The 21,673-nt window shown below is 72.2% G+C and carries 19 protein-coding genes and 1 tRNA gene; 15 read left to right on the top strand and 5 right to left on the bottom strand.

Going from position 1 to position 21,673, the window contains the following annotated elements; genetic code table 11:
• Positions 1-39 precede the first annotated feature (39 nt).
• Positions 40-2,451: an SCO7613 C-terminal domain-containing membrane protein gene (locus ACIRJR_RS21915; RefSeq protein ID WP_403783344.1), complete on the bottom strand. Its 2,412-nt coding sequence runs from the start codon at positions 2,449-2,451 to the stop codon at positions 40-42.
• Between the two features lie 115 nt (positions 2,452-2,566).
• On the opposite strand from ACIRJR_RS21915, the gene ACIRJR_RS21910 reads away from it, so the two are divergent.
• Positions 2,567-2,638: transfer RNA gene (locus ACIRJR_RS21910), tRNA-Val, on the top strand.
• 61 nt (positions 2,639-2,699) lie between these two features.
• Here ACIRJR_RS21910 and ACIRJR_RS21905 read toward each other — a convergent pair.
• Positions 2,700-3,425 carry a 3'-5' exonuclease gene (locus tag ACIRJR_RS21905; protein ID WP_403783341.1) on the bottom strand — a complete coding sequence of 242 codons (726 nt, stop codon included), beginning with the start codon at positions 3,423-3,425 and terminating at the stop codon, positions 2,700-2,702.
• A 194-nt stretch (positions 3,426-3,619) separates the two neighbouring features.
• On the opposite strand from ACIRJR_RS21905, the gene ACIRJR_RS21900 reads away from it, so the two are divergent.
• The 3 genes from ACIRJR_RS21900 (at position 3,620) to thrS (ending at position 7,538) form a co-directional block, all read left to right on the top strand.
• Positions 3,620-4,219, top strand: a complete 600-nt coding sequence (locus ACIRJR_RS21900; protein WP_403783338.1) for a DUF4365 domain-containing protein — start codon at positions 3,620-3,622, stop codon at positions 4,217-4,219.
• Positions 4,219-5,460: a hypothetical protein gene (locus ACIRJR_RS21895; protein WP_403783335.1), complete on the top strand. Its 1,242-nt coding sequence runs from the start codon at positions 4,219-4,221 to the stop codon at positions 5,458-5,460. The genes ACIRJR_RS21900 and ACIRJR_RS21895 overlap by 1 nt, the downstream gene beginning before the upstream one ends.
• Before the next feature lie 101 nt (positions 5,461-5,561).
• On the top strand, positions 5,562-7,538 hold the full coding sequence (gene thrS, locus ACIRJR_RS21890; RefSeq protein WP_403783332.1) for a threonine--tRNA ligase: 1,977 nt from the start codon (positions 5,562-5,564) through the stop codon (positions 7,536-7,538).
• Between the two features lie 27 nt (positions 7,539-7,565).
• Here thrS and ACIRJR_RS21885 read toward each other — a convergent pair whose 3' ends face one another.
• The gene (locus ACIRJR_RS21885; protein WP_403783329.1) at positions 7,566-8,243 is read right to left on the bottom strand and encodes a potassium channel family protein; all 678 of its coding nucleotides are present in this window, start codon (positions 8,241-8,243) and stop codon (positions 7,566-7,568) included.
• Between the two features lie 66 nt (positions 8,244-8,309).
• Here ACIRJR_RS21885 and ACIRJR_RS21880 point away from each other — a divergent pair, with 66 nt between their 5' ends.
• A complete protein-coding gene (locus ACIRJR_RS21880; RefSeq protein WP_403783326.1) occupies positions 8,310-8,882 on the top strand; it encodes an HIT family protein in 573 nt (190 codons plus the stop codon).
• 24 nt (positions 8,883-8,906) lie between these two features.
• Here ACIRJR_RS21880 and ACIRJR_RS21875 read toward each other — a convergent pair whose 3' ends face one another.
• Together ACIRJR_RS21875 and ACIRJR_RS21870 are read right to left on the bottom strand one after the other, a co-directional pair.
• Positions 8,907-10,577 carry a hypothetical protein gene (locus tag ACIRJR_RS21875; protein WP_403783323.1) on the bottom strand — a complete coding sequence of 557 codons (1,671 nt, stop codon included), beginning with the start codon at positions 10,575-10,577 and terminating at the stop codon, positions 8,907-8,909.
• 156 nt (positions 10,578-10,733) lie between these two features.
• A complete protein-coding gene (locus tag ACIRJR_RS21870) occupies positions 10,734-12,959 on the bottom strand; it encodes an elongation factor G-like protein EF-G2 (protein ID WP_403783320.1) in 2,226 nt (741 codons plus the stop codon).
• 279 nt (positions 12,960-13,238) lie between these two features.
• Here ACIRJR_RS21870 and pgsA point away from each other — a divergent pair, with 279 nt between their 5' ends.
• From pgsA to ruvB, 10 genes are all read left to right on the top strand, one after another.
• Positions 13,239-13,925, top strand: coding sequence for a phosphatidylinositol phosphate synthase (gene pgsA, locus ACIRJR_RS21865; RefSeq protein WP_403783317.1), 687 nt, complete (start codon positions 13,239-13,241; stop codon positions 13,923-13,925).
• Complete coding sequence (locus tag ACIRJR_RS21860; RefSeq protein WP_403783314.1) at positions 13,922-14,845, top strand: phosphatidylinositol mannoside acyltransferase; 924 nt, start codon at positions 13,922-13,924, stop codon at positions 14,843-14,845. The genes pgsA and ACIRJR_RS21860 overlap by 4 nt, the downstream gene beginning before the upstream one ends.
• Positions 14,842-16,002 carry a glycosyltransferase family 4 protein gene (locus ACIRJR_RS21855; protein ID WP_403783311.1) on the top strand — a complete coding sequence of 387 codons (1,161 nt, stop codon included), beginning with the start codon at positions 14,842-14,844 and terminating at the stop codon, positions 16,000-16,002. Before ACIRJR_RS21860 ends, ACIRJR_RS21855 begins: the two co-directional genes overlap by 4 nt.
• 76 nt (positions 16,003-16,078) lie before the next feature.
• Complete coding sequence (locus ACIRJR_RS21850) at positions 16,079-16,624, top strand: hypothetical protein (protein ID WP_403783308.1); 546 nt, start codon at positions 16,079-16,081, stop codon at positions 16,622-16,624.
• 181 nt (positions 16,625-16,805) lie between these two features.
• Positions 16,806-17,726: a pyridoxal 5'-phosphate synthase lyase subunit PdxS gene (pdxS, locus tag ACIRJR_RS21845; protein WP_403783305.1), complete on the top strand. Its 921-nt coding sequence runs from the start codon at positions 16,806-16,808 to the stop codon at positions 17,724-17,726.
• A gap of 6 nt (positions 17,727-17,732) precedes the next feature.
• Positions 17,733-18,326 (top strand): pyridoxal 5'-phosphate synthase glutaminase subunit PdxT, encoded by a 594-nt coding sequence (gene pdxT / locus ACIRJR_RS21840; protein ID WP_403783302.1) that lies wholly within the window; start codon positions 17,733-17,735, stop codon positions 18,324-18,326.
• 61 nt (positions 18,327-18,387) lie between these two features.
• Positions 18,388-19,140: a YebC/PmpR family DNA-binding transcriptional regulator gene (locus tag ACIRJR_RS21835; RefSeq protein ID WP_329226742.1), complete on the top strand. Its 753-nt coding sequence runs from the start codon at positions 18,388-18,390 to the stop codon at positions 19,138-19,140.
• Positions 19,141-19,259: 119 nt separating this feature from the next.
• Positions 19,260-19,793: a crossover junction endodeoxyribonuclease RuvC gene (gene ruvC, locus ACIRJR_RS21830; protein WP_403783299.1), complete on the top strand. Its 534-nt coding sequence runs from the start codon at positions 19,260-19,262 to the stop codon at positions 19,791-19,793.
• Positions 19,790-20,416 (top strand): Holliday junction branch migration protein RuvA, encoded by a 627-nt coding sequence (gene ruvA, locus ACIRJR_RS21825; RefSeq protein ID WP_403783296.1) that lies wholly within the window; start codon positions 19,790-19,792, stop codon positions 20,414-20,416. Before ruvC ends, ruvA begins: the two co-directional genes overlap by 4 nt.
• Positions 20,417-20,496: 80 nt before the next feature.
• A complete protein-coding gene (ruvB, locus tag ACIRJR_RS21820) occupies positions 20,497-21,582 on the top strand; it encodes a Holliday junction branch migration DNA helicase RuvB (RefSeq protein WP_403783293.1) in 1,086 nt (361 codons plus the stop codon).
• Positions 21,583-21,673: the final 91 nt, after the last annotated feature.

The raw sequence follows: 21,673 nt of genomic DNA, 5'->3' as shown, positions 1-21,673 counted from the left end.
CCATGCCCTCGGTGCCGGCCCGAGGCCGGCACCGAGGCGTCACCGCATCCGGCCGAAACTCTCCCGCACCCGGCGCGCGTCGCGCAGCCGCTGTTCGTACGTCGCACCGACCGCGAGCAGCAGCAGCCCGGCGAGCGCCGGGGGCGCCCAGCGGGGGAGTGCGTCGAAGACCTGCACCACGTGCGGGGCGAGCTCGTGCAGCCCGTCCAGCGCCAGGACCGAACCGCCCAGCACCAGCGGGGCCCGCAGCCGCAGGCGGGCACCCGCCAGCGTGACCACCAGCGCCGCGATCCCCAGCAGCAGGGGCCGCAGCCAGTGCGGATCGCCCCACGCCACCACGAGGCTCGGCACCATCGTCATCGACAGGGCGGGGCCGTACGCCACCCACGAGGAGGCGGCCGGATCCCTGCGGCGACGCAGGTACCCCACCGCGAACGCGGCCAGCGACACGGGCAGCGTGTACGCCTCGGGGTCCGTCACACCCGAGGCCGCCAGCCGCACCCACGCCGCCGCCACGAACAGTCCCGCCGCCGGGTACCCCGCCGTCCGCCGGCGCTCCGGCCGCAGGGCCGTCGCGGCGGCCAGCACTCCGCACAGCCCCAGTACCAGCGACAGGCACGGAGCGTCCGTCAGCGCGAGGCACACGGCGACCACGGCGGCGAACGCCCCCGCGAGTTCGACCGGTACCGCCGTCACGGGCACCCGCAACCGCGCCCCGAGCAGCACCGTCACCGCCGTCACCACCAGCACCAGCGGAGCCGTGTGCGGGGCGCTCCACCCCAGCGAGGCCCCCACGGCGCAGGGGAGCGTGATCGCGCACAGCACCGAGGCGCAGGCGAGCACCGACCGCACCGCCGGCTCGCCGGACCGGGCCGCCGAGCCGGCGAGCAGGACCACCAGCGCCGCGGACACCGCGTACGTCGCGGGCTCGGCGGCCAGCCCGAGCAGTCCCACGCTCACAGCACCGACCAGCGCGCACACCAGGCAGGCCACGGCGACCGCATCGGCCGCGCGCCGCACGGCGAACGCCAGCAGCACCCCGACCAGCAGCAGTTCCACGACGACCGCCACCGCGTACGGCACATCCGCCACCGCGAGCAGCGCCGCCGCCGCGCCCCAGCCGAGGACGGCCCCGGCGGCCGCCGAGGCGGCGCGCCACCCCTTCTCCGGAAGCACCCGCGGCCACCTGACGTGCAGCGCGGCCGACAGACCGGCCGCCACCGCGAGCACCACCGGGGAGGAGACCGACCCGGGCCACGGCACCGAGTACCCCAGCGCTGCTCGGAAACCGTCCGGCGTCCCCGACCACACCTCCGCCGTCAGGGAGGCCGGCCCCAGCAGCACCGCGGCCACGACAGGCGCGGCCCAGAGCACGGAGGCCGCCACCACCGAAGCCGACGCCGCCAGGACACCCCACACGACCGGCCGCGGAACGCCGGGCCGCAGGGCCACCGACAGGGCCGCACCGCAGAGCAGGTACACCACGACCGCCCAGTGCCACGGCAGCGCCGCACCCGGCACACCACCCACGCCGGCGACCCCCGCGAGGCCCGCCAGAGCGCCGCCGAGAACGGCGAGGTGCTTCGGCGCGCGCCATCCGCCGGACACCGCCACCGCAGCTCCCGCCAGCAGCAGCACGCCCGGCCCCACGGCGGCGAGCACGCCGTCCGCCGACACGGACAGCCCCAGAGCCAGACCCAGCGAGATCAGCAGCGTCAGCAGCGCCCCGACGCAAGCCGTGACCCGCACCCCGGGCCCCCGGCCCCGGAGCGCCACCGCGACGTCCGCCGCCGCCGTCACCAGGAGTGCCCAGCCGAATCCCGTCGCCGACGCACCGGCCGCCCACGCGGTGAACACCAGCGGGAGCTGTCCCGCCACCACCGCCATGGGCAACGGCGTCCGGAGCCGGCCGAGCAGCAGCCCGTACAGGGTCCACACCGCCATCAGCACGGCCGAGGCGACCGCCGAGAAGACGAGGCCGTCCGTGTCCGGTGCCGCCACCGCGTGCAGCGCGATCGCGTCCAGCACCGTCAGCACAAGGGCCAGAACGGCCACCGCCTCCGCCGTCGAGGGCAGCGAGCGGCCCAGCAGCAGGGCAGGTGCCACCAGCGCCCCGGCCGTCACCACCGCCAGCACCGCGGAACGGCCGGCGATGCCCATCTCACCCCAGCTGAACAGGGTGAACGCCACCGCCGCGACCGTCAGCAGCAGACCACCCAGGACCAGCAGAACGTTCTGCGTGCCGTGGGCGGGGGCCGACGGACGGGGGGCCGGCCCCGGAAACGGCTGGGGAGGGGCGGGTACGGGAAACGGCTGGGGAGCCGCCGGTGCGTGCAGCACGCTCAGCAGCCACGAGCGACGGTTGAGCAACTGAAGCCGGCGGGCGTCCAGCCGGGTCAGTTCTTGATCGAGGAGGGCCAGTTCCTCGGCAGGCGGCGGCACATGTCTCATGTACGGGAGTGTGGCGGCCGCCACACCCGAGGGCATGCGCGCGCGTACTCAGTTCCGCGACTGAGTAGGAGTTTGAACCCGGGGCGCCACGCCCTGTATGGTTCAACCCGTTCCCGGGCGATTAGCTCAGTGGGAGAGCGCTTCGTTCACACCGAAGAGGTCACTGGTTCGAACCCAGTATCGCCCACCCGGGAAGAGCCGGTCCGTCAGCACCACCGACGGACCGGCTTTCGCGTACCCGGTCGGGATCAGGCCGCCGCGGGAAGCTCCGGACGCAGCGGCCACGCCGGATCCACCGCCTCCGGCGCACCGCTCTTCTCGAACCACGCCTGCAGCCCACGTGCCTGAGCCGCGTGCCACACCGCCTGCAGCGAGTGCACCTCCGCCGGGGACAGCCGCTCCAGCCGGGCGGAGAACCGCCGGCCCACGGCCCGCACCAGCTCGAGCGACGCCGCCGCGTCGGCCGCCGCGTCGTGCGCCCCGTCCAGCGTCACCCCGTACAGCTCGCAGAGGTCCGTCAGCGTACGGCGGCCCTTGCGATAGCGGTCCAGATGCTTGTCCAGGACCCGCGGATCCAGCACGCAGAGCGGTTTGTTCCGCAGATAGCCGGCCAGTGACGACGCCCGGTGCCGCCTCAGTTCCCGGTCCAGCAGGGTCAGATCGAACGGCGCGTTCATCACGACCAGCGGCCGTCCCGTCGCGCACTGCTCCGCCAGCGCCCTGGCTATCTCCTCGACGACCGGTGCGGGCCACCGGCCGTTGCGCTGCAGGTGGTCATCGGTCAGACCGTGGATCTCGGTGGCGCCGGGCGGCACCGGAATCCCCGGATTGACCAGCCAGCGGGTGACGCGGAGCCGCCCGCCCGCCGCGTCCTGGACGACGAGGGCGGCCGAAACGATCCGGTCCTCCTCGACGTCCACGCCTGTCGTCTCGGTGTCAAAAGCCGCCAGCGGCCCCTCGAACCAGTGCGTCATCCCCGAACTCCTCGCGCCTGCTCGGCAGATGGCGGGATTCCTCTGCCCGGTTCGGTGATACCCGCGCCCTATGCCTGATACGCCGTTTACGGCCCGCCTCCTGCGGTGACAACAGAAGGGACGGGCAAGGAAGTTGACCAGCCCGCCAGCGGAGACCGGGCAACCGGTCGGCACAGCCCGGAAGGCACGGAGCCATGGCGCTCGCGCAGCCGAACCCAGGGAGTCCCGCCCGCACCGAGGACCACGGGGGAAAGCCACCGCAGCAGCGGAGCACGCCACCGCTGCGCGGCACACTCGCCACCACCGCCTGCATGGAGACCCTCCAGGTGGGCTACCTCCACGCGGTCGCGGCCGCGGCGGGCTGCTCACTCTCGCAGCCCTTTCCCGACAACGGCATCGACTGGCACGTCAGCCACGGCGCCCCGGACCACACCGTCGACGACGAGGTGACCATCAAGGTGCAGCTCAAGTGCACCTACCAGATCCCCGCGCACCCGCCCGGCGCCGCGTTCTCCTTCACCCTCGACAACGCCCACCTGGTGAAGCTCGCGCGCACTCCCGTGTCGGTGCACAAGATCCTGGTCGTGATGCTCGTGCCCCGCAGCCAGGACGACTGGCTGCGGGCCGGACACGACAGCCTGGACCTGCGGCACTGCTGCTACTGGACGAACCTGGCCGGCCACCCCGTGACGGGCCGGAACCGGACCACCGTACGCATCCCGACCTCGCGGATCTTCGACGACCGCGCGCTCTGCGACATCATGGCCCGGGTCGGGGCGGGAGGGAGACCCTGATGCACCGGTCGACGGACGAACCCACCGGAGGAACGGTCCCGGCGGGCAGCCGCGCACACCCGTACACCGACGGCCCGGATCCCGGCCGGACGCCCGACCCCGCACGGGTCGACCCCGCGGTCCTCGCAACGCTGCTCCGGCGGCACGGCTGGCTCCGGAGCGGAGGCGTGCGGGGGCACTACAGCCGCTGGGTCCCGCCCGGCCCCGCCACCACCGGCACCAGCCTGCTCGTCCCCGACACCACCGCCTTCCCCGACAGCGAGGACCTGCTCGCCGAGGCCCTCACCGCGCTCACCCGCAGCGCCGCCCCCTCGGCCCGCGACATCCTCGTCGCCCTCACCGTGCCCAGCGACGAGGTCCGCTGGTGGCGTGACGTCCCCGAAGCGGCCGCGGGAGCCGCCGACTGGACGGGAACGGACCAGCTGCGCGCGGCCGCCCGGCAGATCCTCCTCGCCGGAGCCCTCGCCGTACGCGGCCGGGCCGGGTACCACGGCGCACGCCACCGCAGGAAGGCCCGGAGTGTCCTGGACGGCACCCTCGTCGGACCGGTGGCCGACGGCCGTGCCCTCACCGCGTTCGTCCCCGTCACCTCGGGACGTGCCGTCGCCGTCCAGCTCTACGCGGCGCTCCACGCCGCCCGGGAGGCCGTCGACTACCAGCGCGCCACCGGGGGGATGGAGGCGTTCGACGCCGCGGTCGCCGCCGGCGTGAGCCGGGAACTGACCGAGGCCGTCGTCGCCCTCGTCCGCGGGGCCGAGAGCACCAGGATCACCCTGGCCTGGGCCCCCGCCGCGGGGACCCCCGAAGGGTGCCCGGACGGTCCCGAACCCGTCGAGTTCTCACCCGGGGACCTGCCCGCCCTCCGCCTGGCGGGAGCGCGCTACCTGCAGGACGAACCCGCCGTCGCCGTACGGATCACCGGAGCCGTCGTACGGCTGCGCCGCTCCGGGCCGCGCGGCTCCGGCGTCGTCCGGCTGAGGGTGCTGGCGGGGGCGGAGATCGCGCACGTACGGATCGAGCTCGACGAGGAGGCCTACCGGATCGCCGGCCACGCCCACCTGGTCGGACTTCCCCTGCGGGTGGAGGGCAGACTGGAGAACCGGGGAGGTTTCCGGAGGCTCACCGGCGCCTCGCAGGTCGCGCCCGTCCAGGTCGACGAGGCGGAGCGGGACCGGCTGATGAAGTCGCTCCAGGAGAACGTCGACTTCTTCGAGGAGGCGTGCGCGGGGGACGAGGAGTAGGCCGCCCGGTATCCCTTTCGCGTCGAGGCCCCCCGGCTCGGTACGATTCCTCTTGCGCGCGCAGGAGGAATGCGACGCACCCCCTCAGTCAGGAGAGACCGGTGTCAGACGTCCGTGTGATCATCCAACGCGATTCCGAGCGGGAAGAGCACGTGGTGACGACGGGCACGACGGCCGCCGAGCTCTTCCCCGGGCAGCGCACCGTCGTCGCCGCGCGGATCGCCGGGGAGCTGAAGGACCTCGCGTACGAGCTCGGGGACGGCGACGTCGTCGAGCCCGTCGAGATCTCCTCCGAGGACGGCCTGAACATCCTGCGGCACTCCACCGCGCACGTGATGGCGCAGGCCGTGCAGGAGCTCCACCCCGAGGCCAAGCTGGGCATCGGCCCGCCGGTCAAGGACGGCTTCTACTACGACTTCGACGTCGAGAAGCCGTTCACCCCCGAGGACCTCAAGGCCATCGAGAAGAAGATGCAGGAGATCCAGAAGCGGGGCCAGAGGTTCTCCCGCCGGGTCGTCACCGACGAGGCCGCCCGCGAGGAGCTCGCCGACGAGCCGTACAAGCTGGAGCTCATCGGCATCAAGGGCTCCGCTTCCACCGACGACGGCGCGGACGTCGAGGTGGGCGGCGGCGAGCTGACCATCTACGACAACCTCGACGCCAAGACCGGCGACCTGTGCTGGAAGGACCTCTGCCGGGGCCCGCACCTGCCCACCACCCGCTTCATCCCCGCGTTCAAGCTGATGCGGAACGCGGCGGCGTACTGGCGCGGCAGCGAGAAGAACCCGATGCTCCAGCGCATCTACGGGACCGCGTGGCCCACCAAGGACGAGCTCAAGGCGCACCTGGAGTTCCTGGAGGAGGCCGCCAAGCGCGACCACCGCCGCCTCGGCAACGAGCTGGACCTCTTCTCCTTCCCCGACGAGATCGGCCCCGGCCTCGCGGTCTTCCACCCCAAGGGCGGCGTCGTCCGCCGGGCCATGGAGGACTACTCGCGGCGCCGCCACGAGGAGGAGGGCTACGAGTTCGTCTACAGCCCCCACGCCACCAAGGGCAAGCTCTTCGAGAAGTCCGGCCACCTGGACTGGTACGCCGACGGCATGTACCCGCCCATGCAGCTCGACGACGGGGTGGACTACTACCTCAAGCCGATGAACTGCCCGATGCACAACCTGATCTTCGACGCGCGCGGCCGCTCCTACCGCGAACTGCCGCTGCGCCTCTTCGAGTTCGGCACGGTCTACCGGTACGAGAAGTCGGGTGTCGTCCACGGCCTGACCCGCTCGCGCGGCTTCACCCAGGACGACGCGCACATCTACTGCACCAAGGAGCAGATGGCGGAGGAGCTCGACCGGACGCTCACCTTCGTCCTGAACCTCCTGCGCGACTACGGGCTGACCGACTTCTACCTGGAGCTCTCCACCAAGGACCCGGAGAAGTACGTCGGGTCGGACGAGACCTGGGAAGAGGCCACCGAGACGCTGCGCCAGGTCGCCGAGAAGCAGGGCCTGCCCCTGGTCCCGGACCCGGGCGGCGCCGCGTTCTACGGCCCGAAGATCTCGGTGCAGTGCAAGGACGCCATCGGCCGCACCTGGCAGATGTCGACCGTGCAGCTCGACTTCAACCTGCCGGAGCGCTTCGACCTGGAGTACACCGGCCCGGACGGCACCAAGCAGCGCCCGGTCATGATCCACCGCGCGCTGTTCGGTTCCATCGAGCGCTTCTTCGCCGTACTGCTGGAGCACTACGCGGGCGCCTTCCCCGTCTGGCTCGCCCCGGTCCAGGCGGTCGGCATCCCGATCGGCGACACCCACATCCCGTACCTCCAGGAGTTCGCCGCCGAGGCGCGCAGGAAGGGGCTGCGGGTCGAGGTGGACGCCTCCTCCGACCGGATGCAGAAGAAGATCAGGAACCACCAGAAGGCCAAGGTCCCCTTCATGATCATCGTCGGTGACGACGACATGAACGCGGGGACGGTGTCCTTCCGCCACCGCGACGGTTCGCAGGAGAACGGCATCCCCCGCGACGAGGCGATCGCCAAGCTCGTCGACGTGGTGGAGCGTCGCGTACAGGTCTGATCCGTACGCGAGGAGGCCCCCGGAGCGCTATGTGCCCGCCGGGGGCTTCTTCTCGTCCTCCCGCTGGAACACCTCCACCAGCCATGAGGAGAACGACCCCGTCACCGCTCCCAGCAGCGCCAGCCCGCAGGCCATCAGGAAGGCCGCGATCACCCGGCCGACCGGCGTCACCGGCACGGCGTCGCCGTACCCCACGGTCGTGAGCGTCGCGCACGCCCACCACACCGCGTCACCGAACGTACGGATCGAGGCGCCCTGAGCCCCCCTCTCCTGGTAGTACACCGCGAGGGCGCAGGAGAAGCCCAGCAGCCCGGCGGTCAGGCTCGCGTACGCCATCACCCGTGCGTACAGGCTCAGCCGCGGCCTGTCGGTGCGCTTCTGGACCGCCGTGTAGACCTTGACCATCCGCAGCGGGCGCAGCAGCGGCAGGAGGAGGACCGCCGTGTCCAGCCAGCGGCTGTGGACGAACCGCACGCCCAGGCCACTGAGCCGGAGGCGTACGCCGTAGTCCACGGCGAACAGCAGCCAGGTGGCCGCGACGAGGGCGAGGGCGATGTCGCGCCAGGGCTGGTAGCCGACCGGGAAGAGGACCCGCGCCGCGTAACCGGCGAGGAAGACCAGCCCCGCGACGAAGAGCGGCACCTCGGTGCGCTGCTCCCATTCCTCGAGCCGGCCGGGGGCGGGGGATGCGGGGCGGTCGCTCATGGCGCCAGCATCGCGGTGCGCGGACGGGGTCGGCCCCGGCGACACGCGCGGCGGGAGCGAAGCAATATGCTGACCGGCATGACGAGTGAGCCGGAACAGCAGATCGGAGTGGGGACGCCCGACGCGTTCCAGCGCCTGTGGACGCCCCACCGGATGGCCTACATCCAGGGTGAGAGCAAGCCGAGCGGCCCGGGAGCCGGCGACGGCTGTCCGTTCTGCGAGATCCCGTCGAAGTCGGACGAGGACGGGCTCATCGTCGCCAGGGGCGAGCAGGTCTACGCCGTGCTCAACCTCTACCCGTACAACGGCGGCCACCTGATGGTGGTCCCGTACCGGCACGTGGCCGACTACACGGAGCTGGACGGCCCCGAGACCGCTGAGCTGGCCGACTTCACCAAGCGGGCCATGGTCGCGCTGCGCGCCGCCTCCGGGGCGCACGGCTTCAACATCGGGATGAACCAGGGGGCGGAGGCGGGCGCCGGTATCGCCGCCCACCTCCACCAGCACGTGGTGCCGCGCTGGGGCGGGGACACCAACTTCATGCCGGTCGTCGGGCACACGAAGGTGCTCCCGCAGTTGCTGGGCGACACCCGGACGATGCTGGCCGGCGTGTGGCCGGCCGAGCTGCCGTCCGTCTGAGCGGTCTCTCCGCCCCGGGCGAGGTCAGGCGTCGTAGACGTCGGCCCTTCTCGGGGCGGCGTCCTGGACCATGCCGCTGAGGATCGAGGAGCGGGTGTCGAAGCGCTCGGTGTCGACGCCGTGCTCCGTCAGGACCCGCTTGGCGGCGGAGTGCACCACGCGCAGTACCGGGGTGGCCGCCCGCATGGCGTCGTCGGCCATGAAGCGGTGCCCCCACGGTTTGGCCGCCCAGGCGTGGCGCAGGCCGAACGGCTCGGGCAGGACGATCTTGCCGCCCAGGTAGTCGAGCAGCGGGGGATACCAGGTCAGAGGGGCCCTGAGGGCGAGCCGGACGACCTCGCTCGCCTTGATGAGGGGGAGCGCGACCTTCCGGGTCTCCCAGAACCTGACCGCCTTCTTGACCGTCTTGGTCGGCGCCTCCGGCTTGGTGAGGAAGAGCCCGTGGACGGGGCCCAGCGCGTGCCCGGCGACCTCGATCCGCAGGGTCTCGTGGAGCACGGTGACGGTGATCAGCATGGTGATCACCAGCTGGCCGCCCCAGAGGGTGAACTGGACACCCAGGTAGTGCCGGTCGCCGCTGCCGAACTGCTGGTGGTTGCAGATGCGCTGTATCTCGTGGGGCTTGACCTGGAAGGTGGCGACGTCCTCGCCCGCGGGGCGGGAGACGGAGTCCGCGTTCTCCCCGATGGGGGAGACGATCCAGTGCGTGACGGACGGCGTGGGGAAGCCGCCGGTGTTCAGCGGGCCGCGTTCCAGCAGCTTCAGCTGGTCATGGATGGCGCGCACGACGTCCCAGCTGCGGAACTGGTGGATCTCCTTGGCGGGGTCCGCGGGGGCGAGCTCCTCGGCGAGATGCCAGCCGCCCCACCGGGTGCCCATCCCCAGGATCCCCTTGGGGCCGGCGTAGAAGACGGCGTTGGACTGCTGCTCGGCGGCGAGCTTCTCCAGATTCTGGCGCAGCGCCTCGCGTGCGGTCTCGTTGGGGCTCTTGGGCGCGGCCTCGGGGATCTTCGCGATGACGCCGGCGCCGGACAGGAGTCCCTCCCAGCGAGCCCGCAGATCACGCACGGACGTCTCCGCGATCCGCTTGGCGAGCAGCCAGCCGATCACGGGGGCGATCGCGCAGGCACGCAGATAGAGGGCGGGGAGCCCGGTCAGCGGCATGGCGATCAGGAAGACCGCGGCGAGCCCGCCGAGCACGACGAGCAGCAGGCCGCCGAGGGCCTGGAAGAACTTGTCCGTGGACTTGTTGAGGGAGTCGCGCATCCGGAAGGCGAGGACCCAGAACAGCAGGCCGGGCAGGAAGAGGACGCCCAGGACGACGGTGACCAGGGTGAGCTTCCTGTCACGGGCCCTGCGAAGACCGCTGGCGGACAGGCAGTGCTCGACGACGGTCTGCGGGTCGGTGCCGAAGGACTGGATGAGTGCGGCCCGCCCGCCGCCGAGCATGCGTTCCTGGACGGCCCTGGAGAACGCCTCGCCCAGGTTCGGCTTGAAGTAGTCGGACTTGAACAGCTTCGACTCGCCCGGTTTCACCTCGGACTTGTGCCACTCGCTGTTGGCCTTGAGGATCTCGGTCACGTCGCTGTCGCGGTACGCGGCGGAGGCGAGGGCGTTGGTCGCCACCGCCTGTCCTCCCGCGCCCTGGAGCGGGATCTGCGCTCCCGGAGAGAAATCGAATCCGTCGTTGGCCACTGTCGCCCCCACTCGCCCGCACGGCCTGCTCCTGCGGCTGTTCCCAACTACCGTACGTCGCACACCTTCTGAGCTGGGCCCACAGCGTATCGTCCGGGACCGGCGCCCGCCCGCCGATCGGGCCGGGGGCGGGCGCGAGGCACCATATCCGGTCAGCTAGCGCACCTTTGCGCTGTTTTCCTGTGATTCGCGGATGCGGTCGGCGAGCTGAGGAGGCATCGGCTCGTGCCGGGCGTACGCCCGGTCGAAGCGTCCGGTGCCGTGCGTCAGGGAGCGGAGGTCGACGACGTACCCGCCGATCTCGGTCTCCGGCACCTCGGCGCGTACGAGCGTGCGCCCCCCGGTCGACTGTTCGGTACCGACGACCCGCCCCCGCCGCCCCGCGAGATCGCTCATCACCGCTCCCACGTAGTCGTCCGGGGCCAGCACGCCGATCCGCGCGACGGGTTCGAGGAGCTGGATACGGGTGTCCGCCGCGGCCTCGCGCAGGGCCAGCGCACCCGCTGTCTGGAAGGCGGCGTCGGAGGAGTCCACCGAGTGCGACTTCCCGTCGAGCAGGGTCACGCGGACGTCGACGAGCGGGTTCCCGGACGCGACTCCGCGGGCCGCCTGGGCGCGTACGCCCTTCTCCACGGACGCGATGAACTGCCGGGGCACCGAGCCGCCGACCACCTTGTCGACGAACTCGATCCCCGCCCCGGCCGGCAGCGGCTCCACCTGGATCTCGCAGACGGCGTACTGGCCGTGGCCGCCGGACTGCTTGACGTGCCGGCCGCGTCCCACGGCCCGGGCGGCGAACGTCTCGCGCAACGGGACGCGGTGGGGCTCGACGTCGACCTGGACGCCGTACCTGTCGCGCAGGTGTTCCAGGGCGACCTCGGTGTGCGCCTCGCCCATGCACCACAGGACGACCTGGCGGGTGTCCTGGTTCTGCTCCAGGCGCATCGTCGGGTCCTCGGCGACCAGGCGCGCCAGGCCCTGCGAGAGCTTGTCCTCGTCCGCCTTGCCGTGGGCGCGGACCGCCAGCGGGAGCAGCGGATCGGGCAGGGTCCACGGCTCCATCAGAAGGGGGTCGCCGTTGCCCGAGAGCGTGTCGCCGGTCTCCGCCCCGCCCAGTCCGGAGACGCAGGCCAGGTCTCCCGCGACGCAGTGGTCCAGGGGCCGCTGCTGCTTGCCGAAGGGTGCGGAGAGGGCCCCGACGCGCACATCGGCCTCGTGGCGGGCGCCGGCCGCCTCACCGTCGCCGGTGAGGCCGTGGCCGCACACGTGCACGGTGTCGGCGGGGCGCAGGGTGCCGGAGAAGACGCGGACGAGGGAGATCCGTCCGACATAGGGGTCGGACGAGGTCTTGGCGATCTCGGCGACCAGGGGCGCGGCCGGATCGCAGACCGGAGCGGGGCGCCGGGCGCCGTCCGGGGTGGTGACGGCGGGAGGCGTGTGTTCCTCGGGGGAGGGGAGGCCACGGGTGATCAGGTCGAGGAGCTCCACGGTGCCGACCCCCTGCCGGGCGTCCCCGGCGGCGGGGGCGGCGGTGAGCACGGGGTGGAAGGAGCCGCGCGCCACGGCGCGCTCCAGGTCGCCGACGAGCGTGGTGACGTCGATCTCCTCGCCGCCGAGGTAGCGGTCCATGAGGGACTCGTCCTCGCTCTCGGCGATGATCCCCTCGATGAGCCGGGCACGGGCCTCCCGGAGCGGCCCCTGCCGGTCGCCGGAGGGCGGTGCCTCCTGCCGTTCCCCCGAGGAGTAGTCGGAGATCCGCCCGCTGAGCAGTCCGGTGAGCCCGGTGAGGGGGGCGTGCCCGTCGGGGCCCTCGGGGCCCCGCACCGGGAGGTGGAGGGGAAGCACGGCGTCGGGATCGTCGTTCCCGAAGATCCGGCCGCAGAGCCGCGTCATCTCCTCGAAGGACGTGCGCGCGGTGTCCAGGTGGGTGACGACGACGGCCCGCGGCATCCCGACGGCCGCGCACTCCTCCCAGACCGCGCGCGTCGTCCCCTCCACGGCATCCGGCTCCTGGGCGGCCGAGACGACGAAGAGGGCCGCGTCCGCCGCACGCAGACCGGCCCTGAGCTCCCCGACGAAGTCCGCGTGACCGGGGGTGTCCAGCAGGTTGATCCTGAAGCCGTCCCATTCGACGGGGACGAGCGAGAGCTGTACGGAGCGCCGTCGGCGCTGCTCGATCCCGTCGTGGTCGGAGACGGTCGTGCCGTCCTCGACCCGCCCGGCCCGGTTCAGCGCTCCTGCCGTCAGAGCTAGTGCCTCGACCAGGGTGGTCTTTCCCGCGCCGCTGTGGCCGACCAGCACCACGTTCCGTACGGAGGCGGGCCGGTCGGCCGCCGCCGCTCTGCCGGCGGCCCCGGTGTGCGCGTGTGTCCTGTCGCCCATGATGCGTGCCTCCCGATCGGTGGCGCGGTGCCGCGAGTGACTGGGGGAGTGGAGCACGGGCAGGAGGAGCCGTCGCGGCGGCTTCGAGGACGCCCGCGGTCATTCGAGCTTTCCACTCGCGCCGGACGCCGTCCATACGTCACGAGCGAGGAGGTGCGACTTCCCCGGGACATCCGGTGGGACGGGGTGCCCCGCCGATGCCGGGCACGGCTGGTGACTACGATGGGCCAGCCGGTGGCCGCAAGGGCCGCGCGGCGCCCACCGAACCTCGGGAAGGCCATGCTGAACAAGTACGCGCGTGCATTTTTTACGCGTGTCCTCACACCGTTCGCCGCTCTGCTGCTCCGCCTCGGGGTCAGCCCCGACGCGGTCACTCTCGTCGGCACGGCCGGAGTGATGGCAGGTGCGCTGGTCTTCTTCCCCATAGGGGAGTTCTTCTGGGGCACGATCGTGATCACGGTCTTCGTCTTCTCGGACCTGGTCGACGGCAACATGGCCCGGCAGGCCGGGATCTCCAGCCGGTGGGGCGCGTTCCTCGACTCGACCCTGGACCGGGTGGCCGACGGGGCGATCTTCGCCGGGTTCGCGCTCTGGTACGCCGGCCGCGGCGACGACAACGTGCTGTGCGCGGTGGCGATCTTCTGCCTGGCCAGCGGCCAGGTGGTCTCGTACACGAAGGCACGGGGCGAGTCGATCGGGCTGCCGGTCGCGGTGAACGGACTGGTGGAGCGCGCCGAGCGGCTCGTGATCTCGCTGGTCGCCGCGGGCCTCGCCGGGCTGCACGGCTTCGGCGTGCCGGGAATCCAGGTCCTGCTGCCCATCGCGCTCTGGATCGTCGCCGCGGGCAGTCTGGTCACGCTGGTCCAGCGAGTGGTGACCGTACGCAGGGAGTCGGCCGAGGCCGACGCCGCCGCGGTCACCGCCCAGGGCGGGACGGCGGAGCAGGGGAGCGGGGCCGGGCAGTGAGCGGCACCGCATCCGATCTGAGGGGACGGCTCACCGACGGGCTCTACGGTCTCGGCTGGGGCGCGGTCAAGAAACTCCCCGAGCCGGCGGCGGCCGCACTCTTCCGCACCCTGGCCGACCAGGTGTGGAAGCGGCGCGGTAAGTCCGTGCTGCGCCTGGAGTCGAATCTCGCCCGGGTGGTCCCGGACGCCGACGCCGCCCGGCTCGCCGAGCTGTCGAAGGCCGCGATGCGCTCGTACATGCGCTACTGGATGGAGTCCTTCCGGCTGCCGACCTGGAGCCCGCGGCGCATCAAGGCGTCCATCGACGTGCGTGACGCCCACCGGCTGACGGAGGGCCTGGACGCGGGCCAGGGCGTCATCCTCGCGCTGCCGCACCTGGCGAACTGGGACCTGGCGGGCGCGTGGGTCACCACGGACCTGAAGGTGCCCTTCACGACGGTCGCCGAGCGGCTCAGGCCCGAGACCCTCTACGACCGCTTCGTGGCCTACCGCCAGGGCCTGGGCATGGAGGTCCTGCCGCACAACGGCGGGGCCGCGTTCGGCACCCTGGCCCGGCGGCTGCGCGCCGGCGGTCTGGTCTGCCTCGTCGCCGACCGCGACCTGTCGGCCTCCGGCGTCGAGGTGAGCTTCTTCGGCGACACGGCGAGGATGCCCGCCGGGCCGGCCCTGCTCGCCCAGCAGACCGGTGCCCTGCTGCTGCCCGTCACCCTCTGGTACGACGGAACGCCCGTCATGGGGGCACAGGTCCACCCACCCGTCGCCGTACCGGAGACAGGCAGCCGCACCGAGATGACGTCCTCCATGACACAGGCGCTGGCCGATGCCTTCGCCGCCGGGATCGCCGAGCATCCGGAGGACTGGCACATGCTGCAGCGGCTCTGGATCTCCGATCTGGAACCCCAGGGGGAAGCTCCGTGAAGATCGGCATCGTCTGCCCGTACTCCTGGGACGTTCCGGGCGGGGTGCAGTTCCACATCCGTGACCTGGCCGAGCACCTGATCCGCCTCGGCCACGACGTCTCCGTACTCGCCCCCGCCGACGACGAGACACCGCTCCCGCCGTACGTCGTGTCCGCCGGCCGGGCGGTGCCCGTCCCGTACAACGGCTCGGTCGCCCGGCTGAACTTCGGGTTCCTGTCCGCCGCGCGGGTCCGGCGCTGGCTGAACGACGGCACCTTCGACGTCATCCACATCCACGAGCCCACCTCGCCCTCGCTGGGCCTGCTCACCTGCTGGGCGGCGCAGGGGCCGATCGTGGCCACCTTCCACACGTCCAACCCCCGCTCCCGGGCGATGATCGCGGCGTACCCGATCCTCCAGCCGGCCCTGGAGAAGATCAGCGCGCGGATCGCGGTGAGCGAGTACGCCCGCCGGACCCTGGTCGAGCACCTCGGCGGGGACGCGGTGGTCATCCCCAACGGCGTCGACGTCGACTTCTTCGCGCGGGCCGAACCGAAGGCCGAATGGCAGGGCGGCACGCTCGGTTTCATAGGGCGCATCGACGAGCCGCGCAAGGGACTGCCCGTCCTGATGAAGGCGCTCCCCGCGATCCTCGCCGCCCGGCCCGGCACACGCCTGCTGGTCGCGGGGCGCGGCGACGAGGAGGAGGCCGTCGCCTCGCTGCCCGAGGAGATGCGCTCGCGCGTCGAGTTCCTGGGCATGGTCAGCGACGAGGACAAGGCGCGGCTCCTGCGCAGCGTCGACGTGTACGTCGCGCCGAACACCGGCGGCGAGAGCTTCGGCATCATCCTGGTCGAGGCGCTGTCGGCGGGAGCGCCCGTCCTCGCCAGCGACCTGGACGCGTTCGCGCAGGTGCTCGACCAGGGGGCCGCGGGCGACCTGTTCGCCAACGAGGACGCCGACGCGCTGGCCTCGGCGGCGATCCGGCTCCTCGGCGACCCGGAGCGGCGCGAGGGGCTGAGGGAACGGGGCAGCGCGCATGTGCGGCGCTTCGACTGGTCGACGGTCGGCGCGGACATCCTGGCCGTGTACGAGACGGTGACGGACGGCGCCGCGGCCGTGGACACCGACGAACGCACGGGTCTGCGCGCCCGCTTCGGACTGGCCAGGGACTGAGCCGCCAGGTGCGTGCGTTCGAAAGGGGCGTACCGGCGGGCCCGGCCCGCTCCCTCCGACGGTAGCCTTGCCGCCCGTGATCGAAATCCTCATCTGGACCGTCGTCGCGCTCTTCGCGATCGGCCTGTACCTCAGCTGGACCGCCGGGCGGCTCGACCGGCTCCACGCCCGTATCGACGCGGCCCGCGCGGCGCTCGACGCCCAGCTGTTGCGCCGGGCCTCGGTCACCCAGGAGCTGGCGACCTCCGGGGTCCTGGACCCAGCCGCCTCGATCGTGCTCTACGAGGCGGCGCACGCGGCGCGGCAGGCCGAGGAGGAGCAGCGCGAGGTCGCCGAGAGCGAGCTGAGCACCGCCCTGCGGGCCGTGTTCGGGGAGGCGGCACAGGTCGAGGCGGTCAAGGAGTACCCGGGCGGTGAGGACGCGGCGAGGGAACTGGCCGCCGCCGTACGCCGCGTGCCGATGGCCCGCCGCTTCCACAACGACGCGGTGCGCGCCGCCCGCGCGCTTCGCCGGCACCGGACGGTGCGGCTGTTCCGGCTCGCGGGGCACGCCCCCTTCCCCCTGGCGTTCGAGATGGACGACGCGCCGCCGGTCGCCCTGGCGGACCGGCCCGGGAGCTGAGGTCGCCCTGGCGGACCGGCCCGGCAGCTGAGCGGGGCCGCCGGGGGAGCGGGGTGCGGCGGGTCCGGCGGCGTGCAGAACGATCCACGGGGTGTTCATTGGCCCTTGCTGTGGACTGCTCCCGGGGCGTTTGCTCAGGTCTGCAGCAGCCAGCGTCTTTCCACCCCAGTGAGGTCGATCCGTGTCCACGCTCCCCAGCACCCCGCAGTCCACCGAGTCCCCGGCCACCGGCACCGCCCGCGTCAAGCGCGGCATGGCCGAGCAGCTCAAGGGCGGCGTGATCATGGACGTCGTCAACGCCGAGCAGGCGAAGATCGCCGAGGACGCGGGCGCCGTGGCCGTCATGGCCCTGGAGCGGGTGCCGGCCGACATCCGCAAGGACGGCGGCGTGGCCCGGATGTCCGACCCCAACATGATCGAAGAGATCATCGAGGCCGTCTCCATCCCCGTCATGGCCAAGTCCCGCATCGGCCACTTCGTCGAGGCGCAGGTGCTCCAGTCCCTCGGCGTCGACTACATCGACGAGTCCGAGGTCCTGACCCCGGCCGACGAGGTCAACCACAGCGACAAGTTCGCCTTCACCACCCCCTTCGTCTGCGGCGCCACCAACCTGGGCGAGGCCCTGCGCCGGATCGCCGAGGGCGCCGCGATGATCCGCTCGAAGGGCGAGGCGGGCACGGGCAACGTCGTCGAGGCCGTGCGTCACCTGCGTCAGATCAAGAACGAGATCGCCCGGCTGCGCGGCTACGACAACAACGAGCTGTACGCCGCGGCCAAGGAGCTCCGCGCCCCCTACGAGCTGGTCAAGGAGGTCTCCGAGCTCGGCCGGCTGCCCGTCGTCCTGTTCTCGGCCGGCGGCGTCGCCACCCCCGCCGACGCGGCCCTGATGCGCCAGCTCGGCGCCGAGGGCGTCTTCGTGGGCTCCGGCATCTTCAAGTCCGGCGACCCGGCCAAGCGCGCCGCCGCCATCGTGAAGGCCACCACCTTCTACGACGACCCCAAGATCATCGCGGACGCCTCCCGCAACCTCGGCGAGGCCATGGTCGGCATCAACTGCGACACGCTGCCCGAGGGCGAGCGCTACGCCAACCGCGGCTGGTAAGCACCGATGAACGACACCCCTGTCATCGGAGTCCTGGCTCTCCAGGGCGACGTACGGGAACACCTGATCGCCCTGGCCGCGGCGGACGCCGTGGCCAGGCCGGTCCGGCGGCCCGAGGAGCTCGCCGAGGTCGACGGGCTCGTCATACCCGGCGGCGAGTCCACCACGATGTCCAAGCTGGCCGTCCTCTTCGGCATGCTGGAACCGCTGCGCGAACGGGTGGCTGCCGGGATGCCGGTCTACGGCACCTGCGCCGGCATGATCCTCCTCGCCGACAAGATCCTCGACCCGCGCTCGAACCAGGAGACGGTCGGCGGCATCGACATGATCGTGCGCCGTAACGCCTTCGGACGGCAGAACGAGTCCTTCGAGGCCGCCGTCGAGGTCGAGGGCGTGCCCGGCGGGCCCGTCGACGGCGTCTTCATCCGGGCCCCCTGGGTGGAGTCGGTCGGCGCGCGCGCGGAGGTCATCGCGGTGCACGGCGGGCATATCGTGGCCGTACGCCAGGGAAACGCCCTGGCGACCTCGTTCCACCCCGAGCTGACCGGGGACCACCGGGTGCACGCGCTCTTCACCGACATGGTGCGCGCCGCGGGCTGATCCGATCCCGGTAGGATCTCTCGGGTTCGGATCGATTTTGGTGACGCGAAGGAGAAGGCAGATGTCCGGCCACTCTAAATGGGCTACGACGAAGCACAAGAAGGCCGTGATCGACGCCAAGCGCGGCAAGCTCTTCGCGAAGATGATCAAGAACATCGAGGTCGCGGCCCGCACGGGCGGCGCCGACGTGTCCGGAAACCCGACCCTCTTCGACGCCATCCAGAAGGCCAAGAAGAGCTCGGTCCCGAACAAGAACATCGACTCGGCGGTCAAGCGCGGTGCCGGCCTCGAGGCCGGTGGCGCCGACTACGAGACGATCATGTACGAGGGTTACGGCCCGAACGGCGTCGCGGTGCTCATCGAGTGCCTCACCGACAACCGCAACCGCGCCGCGTCCGACGTCCGCGTCGCCATGACCCGCAACGGCGGTTCGATGGCCGACCCCGGCTCCGTCTCGTACCTGTTCAACCGCAAGGGCGTCGTGATCGTCCCCAAGGGCGAGCTGTCCGAGGACGACGTCCTCGGCGCGGTGCTCGACGCGGGTGCCGAGGAGGTCAACGACCTCGGGGACACCTTCGAGGTGCTCAGCGAGGCCACCGACATGGTCGCGGTCCGCACGGCGCTGCAGGAGGCCGGCATCGACTACGACTCGGCCGAGGCCAACTTCGTCCCGACCATGCAGGTCGAGCTGGAGGAAGAGGGCGCACGCAAGATCTTCAAGCTGATCGACGCGCTGGAGGACAGCGACGACGTGCAGAACGTCTTCGCCAACTTCGACGTCTCCGACGAGGTCATGGAGAAGGTCGACGCCTGAGGCGGCGGCACACGGTGCACCGACGGGCCGACGGGACACACCCCGTCGGCCCGTCGCATTGTCAGCGGTAGCCGATAGCCTGCGGGAACAGATGACCGAGCGGCGGAGGGGGCCCACAGATGCGGGTGTTGGGCGTGGACCCGGGGCTGACCCGGTGCGGCGTCGGAGTCGTCGAGGGAGTCGCGGGCCGGCCGCTCACCATGGTCGGCGTCGGCGTCGTGCGGACCCCGTCCGACGCGGAGCTCGGCCACCGGCTGGTCGCGATCGAGCAGGGCATCGAGCGGTGGCTCGACGAGCACCGGCCCGAATACGTCGCCGTGGAGCGGGTGTTCGCCCAGCACAACGTGCGTACGGTGATGGGCACCGCGCAGGCCAGCGCCGTCGCCATGCTCTGCGCGTCCCGCCGCGGCATCCCCGTCGCCCTGCACACCCCCAGCGAGGTCAAGGCCGCCGTCACCGGGTCCGGGCGCGCCGAGAAGGCCCAGGTCGGAGCCATGGTGACCCGGTTGCTGCGGCTCGACGCGCCACCGAAACCCGCCGACGCCGCCGACGCCCTCGCCCTCGCCATCTGCCACATCTGGCGCGCGCCCGCACAGAACCGACTGCAGCAGGCCGTCGCCGCCCACCGCACGCTGAAAGGCCGTACCGCATGATCGCCTTCGTCTCCGGCCCGGTGGCCGCCCTCGCCCCGGCCACTGCCGTGATCGAGGTCGGCGGCATCGGCATGGCCGTCCAGTGCACCCCGGACACCCTCGCCGGCCTCCGGATCGGCAAGGACGCCAGACTCGCCACGTCCCTGGTCGTACGTGAGGACTCGCTCACCCTCTACGGTTTCGCCGACGACGACGAGCGGCAGGTCTTCGAGCTGCTCCAGACCGCCAGCGGTGTGGGCCCCCGGCTCGCCCAGGCCATGCTGGCCACCCACAGCCCGGACGCCCTGCGCGCCGCCGTCGCCACCGGTGACGAGAAGGCGCTCACCGCGGTGTCCGGCATCGGGAAGAAGGGTGCCCAGAAGCTTCTTCTCGAGCTCAAGGACCGGCTCGGGGAGCCGGTCGGCGCGCACATCGGCCGGCAGGGCATCGGCACCGCCGTCAGCAGCTCCTGGCGGGACCAGCTGCAGGCCGCCCTCATCGGCCTCGGCTACGCCACCCGCGAGGCCGACGAAGCGGTGGGCGCCGTGGCGCCGCAGGCCGAGGCCGCGATCGCCGAAGGCGGCCAGGCTCCCGTGCCGCAGTTGCTGCGGGCCGCCCTGCAGACACTCAACCGCGCACGCTGACCCCGGGGCGCCACACCCCCGTACGCCGTCCGGGACACCGCACGGACCGGCACCGAAACACCCGAGGCGGGACTGACGAGATGAACTGGGACGAGACCGGACCCGACACCGGGGACCTTGGCGACGAACGCCTGGACGACCGCCTGGTCGACGCCGGCGCCGACGGCGAGGACACCGCGGTCGAGGCCGCCCTGCGCCCGAAGGACCTCCACGAATTCGTCGGGCAGGAGAAGGTCCGCGAACAGCTCGACCTGGTGCTCAAGGCCGCCCGCGCCCGGGGGGCCACCGCTGACCACGTCCTGCTCTCCGGCGCCCCGGGCCTCGGCAAGACCACCCTCTCCATGATCATCGCCGCGGAGATGGGCGCACCGATCCGCATCACCTCGGGCCCCGCCATCCAGCACGCCGGAGACCTCGCGGCGATCCTCTCGTCCCTCCAGGAGGGTGAGGTCCTCTTCCTCGACGAGATCCACCGCATGTCGCGGCCCGCCGAGGAGATGCTCTACATGGCGATGGAGGACTTCCGCGTCGACGTCATCGTCGGCAAGGGCCCCGGGGCCACGGCCATCCCGCTGGAGCTGCCGCCGTTCACCCTCGTCGGCGCCACGACCAGGGCCGGGCTGCTGCCGCCCCCGCTGCGGGACCGCTTCGGATTCACCGGCCACATGGAGTTCTACGCCCCCACCGAGCTGGAGCGTGTCATCCACCGCTCCGCCGGGCTGCTCGACGTCGCCATAGACACAGCGGGCGCGGCCGAGATCGCCGGACGTTCCCGGGGCACGCCTCGCATCGCCAACCGTCTGCTGCGCCGCGTCAGGGACTACGCCCAGGTCAAGGCCGAGGGCCGGATCGACCGGGACATCGCCGCCGCGGCCCTGCGTGTCTACGAGGTCGACGCCCGGGGACTCGACCGGCTGGACCGTGCGGTGCTCGGCGCCCTGCTGAAGCTCTTCGGCGGAGGGCCGGTCGGCCTCTCCACCCTGGCGGTGGCCGTGGGAGAGGAGCGCGAGACGGTCGAGGAGGTCGCCGAGCCCTTCCTCGTGCGGGAGGGGCTGCTCGCGAGGACGCCACGGGGCAGGGTCGCCACCCCCGCGGCCTGGGCACACCTCGGGCTGGTGCCTCCGCAGCCCGCCGTAAGGGGACAACAGGGCCTGTTCGGGGCGTGACGAAGGACGGGTTGGCCAGCAGGGGAACGTCGGTGCCATGCTGGACGTTGTTCCAATGATGCGGACTCGCTTAGACTCCGCCGATGCCGCC

The sequence above is a fragment of the Streptomyces sp. NPDC102402 genome, assembly GCF_044765765.1.
In the GTDB taxonomy this organism is placed as follows: Bacteria; Actinomycetota; Actinomycetes; order Streptomycetales; family Streptomycetaceae; genus Streptomyces.
Note: the sequence above shows the minus strand (reverse complement) of the source record. Positions and strands in the feature narration are given on the sequence as shown.

What these genes read in the sequence shown, in the direction of transcription:
- ACIRJR_RS21915 (WP_403783344.1), bottom strand. Translation starts at nt 2,451, where the DNA reads ATGAGACATGTGCCGCCGCCTGCCGAGGAACTGGCCCTCCTCGATCAA.
- ACIRJR_RS21905 (WP_403783341.1), bottom strand. Translation starts at nt 3,425, where the DNA reads ATGACGCACTGGTTCGAGGGGCCGCTGGCGGCTTTTGACACCGAGACG.
- ACIRJR_RS21900 (WP_403783338.1), top strand. Translation starts at nt 3,620, where the DNA reads ATGGCGCTCGCGCAGCCGAACCCAGGGAGTCCCGCCCGCACCGAGGAC.
- ACIRJR_RS21895 (WP_403783335.1), top strand. Translation starts at nt 4,219, where the DNA reads ATGCACCGGTCGACGGACGAACCCACCGGAGGAACGGTCCCGGCGGGC.
- ACIRJR_RS21885 (WP_403783329.1), bottom strand. Translation starts at nt 8,243, where the DNA reads ATGAGCGACCGCCCCGCATCCCCCGCCCCCGGCCGGCTCGAGGAATGG.
- ACIRJR_RS21880 (WP_403783326.1), top strand. Translation starts at nt 8,310, where the DNA reads ATGCTGACCGGCATGACGAGTGAGCCGGAACAGCAGATCGGAGTGGGG.
- ACIRJR_RS21870 (WP_403783320.1), bottom strand. Translation starts at nt 12,959, where the DNA reads ATGGGCGACAGGACACACGCGCACACCGGGGCCGCCGGCAGAGCGGCG.
- pgsA (WP_403783317.1), top strand. Translation starts at nt 13,239, where the DNA reads ATGCTGAACAAGTACGCGCGTGCATTTTTTACGCGTGTCCTCACACCG.
- pdxT (WP_403783302.1), top strand. Translation starts at nt 17,733, where the DNA reads ATGAACGACACCCCTGTCATCGGAGTCCTGGCTCTCCAGGGCGACGTA.
- ACIRJR_RS21835 (WP_329226742.1), top strand. Translation starts at nt 18,388, where the DNA reads ATGTCCGGCCACTCTAAATGGGCTACGACGAAGCACAAGAAGGCCGTG.
- ruvC (WP_403783299.1), top strand. Translation starts at nt 19,260, where the DNA reads ATGCGGGTGTTGGGCGTGGACCCGGGGCTGACCCGGTGCGGCGTCGGA.
- ruvA (WP_403783296.1), top strand. Translation starts at nt 19,790, where the DNA reads ATGATCGCCTTCGTCTCCGGCCCGGTGGCCGCCCTCGCCCCGGCCACT.
- ruvB (WP_403783293.1), top strand. Translation starts at nt 20,497, where the DNA reads ATGAACTGGGACGAGACCGGACCCGACACCGGGGACCTTGGCGACGAA.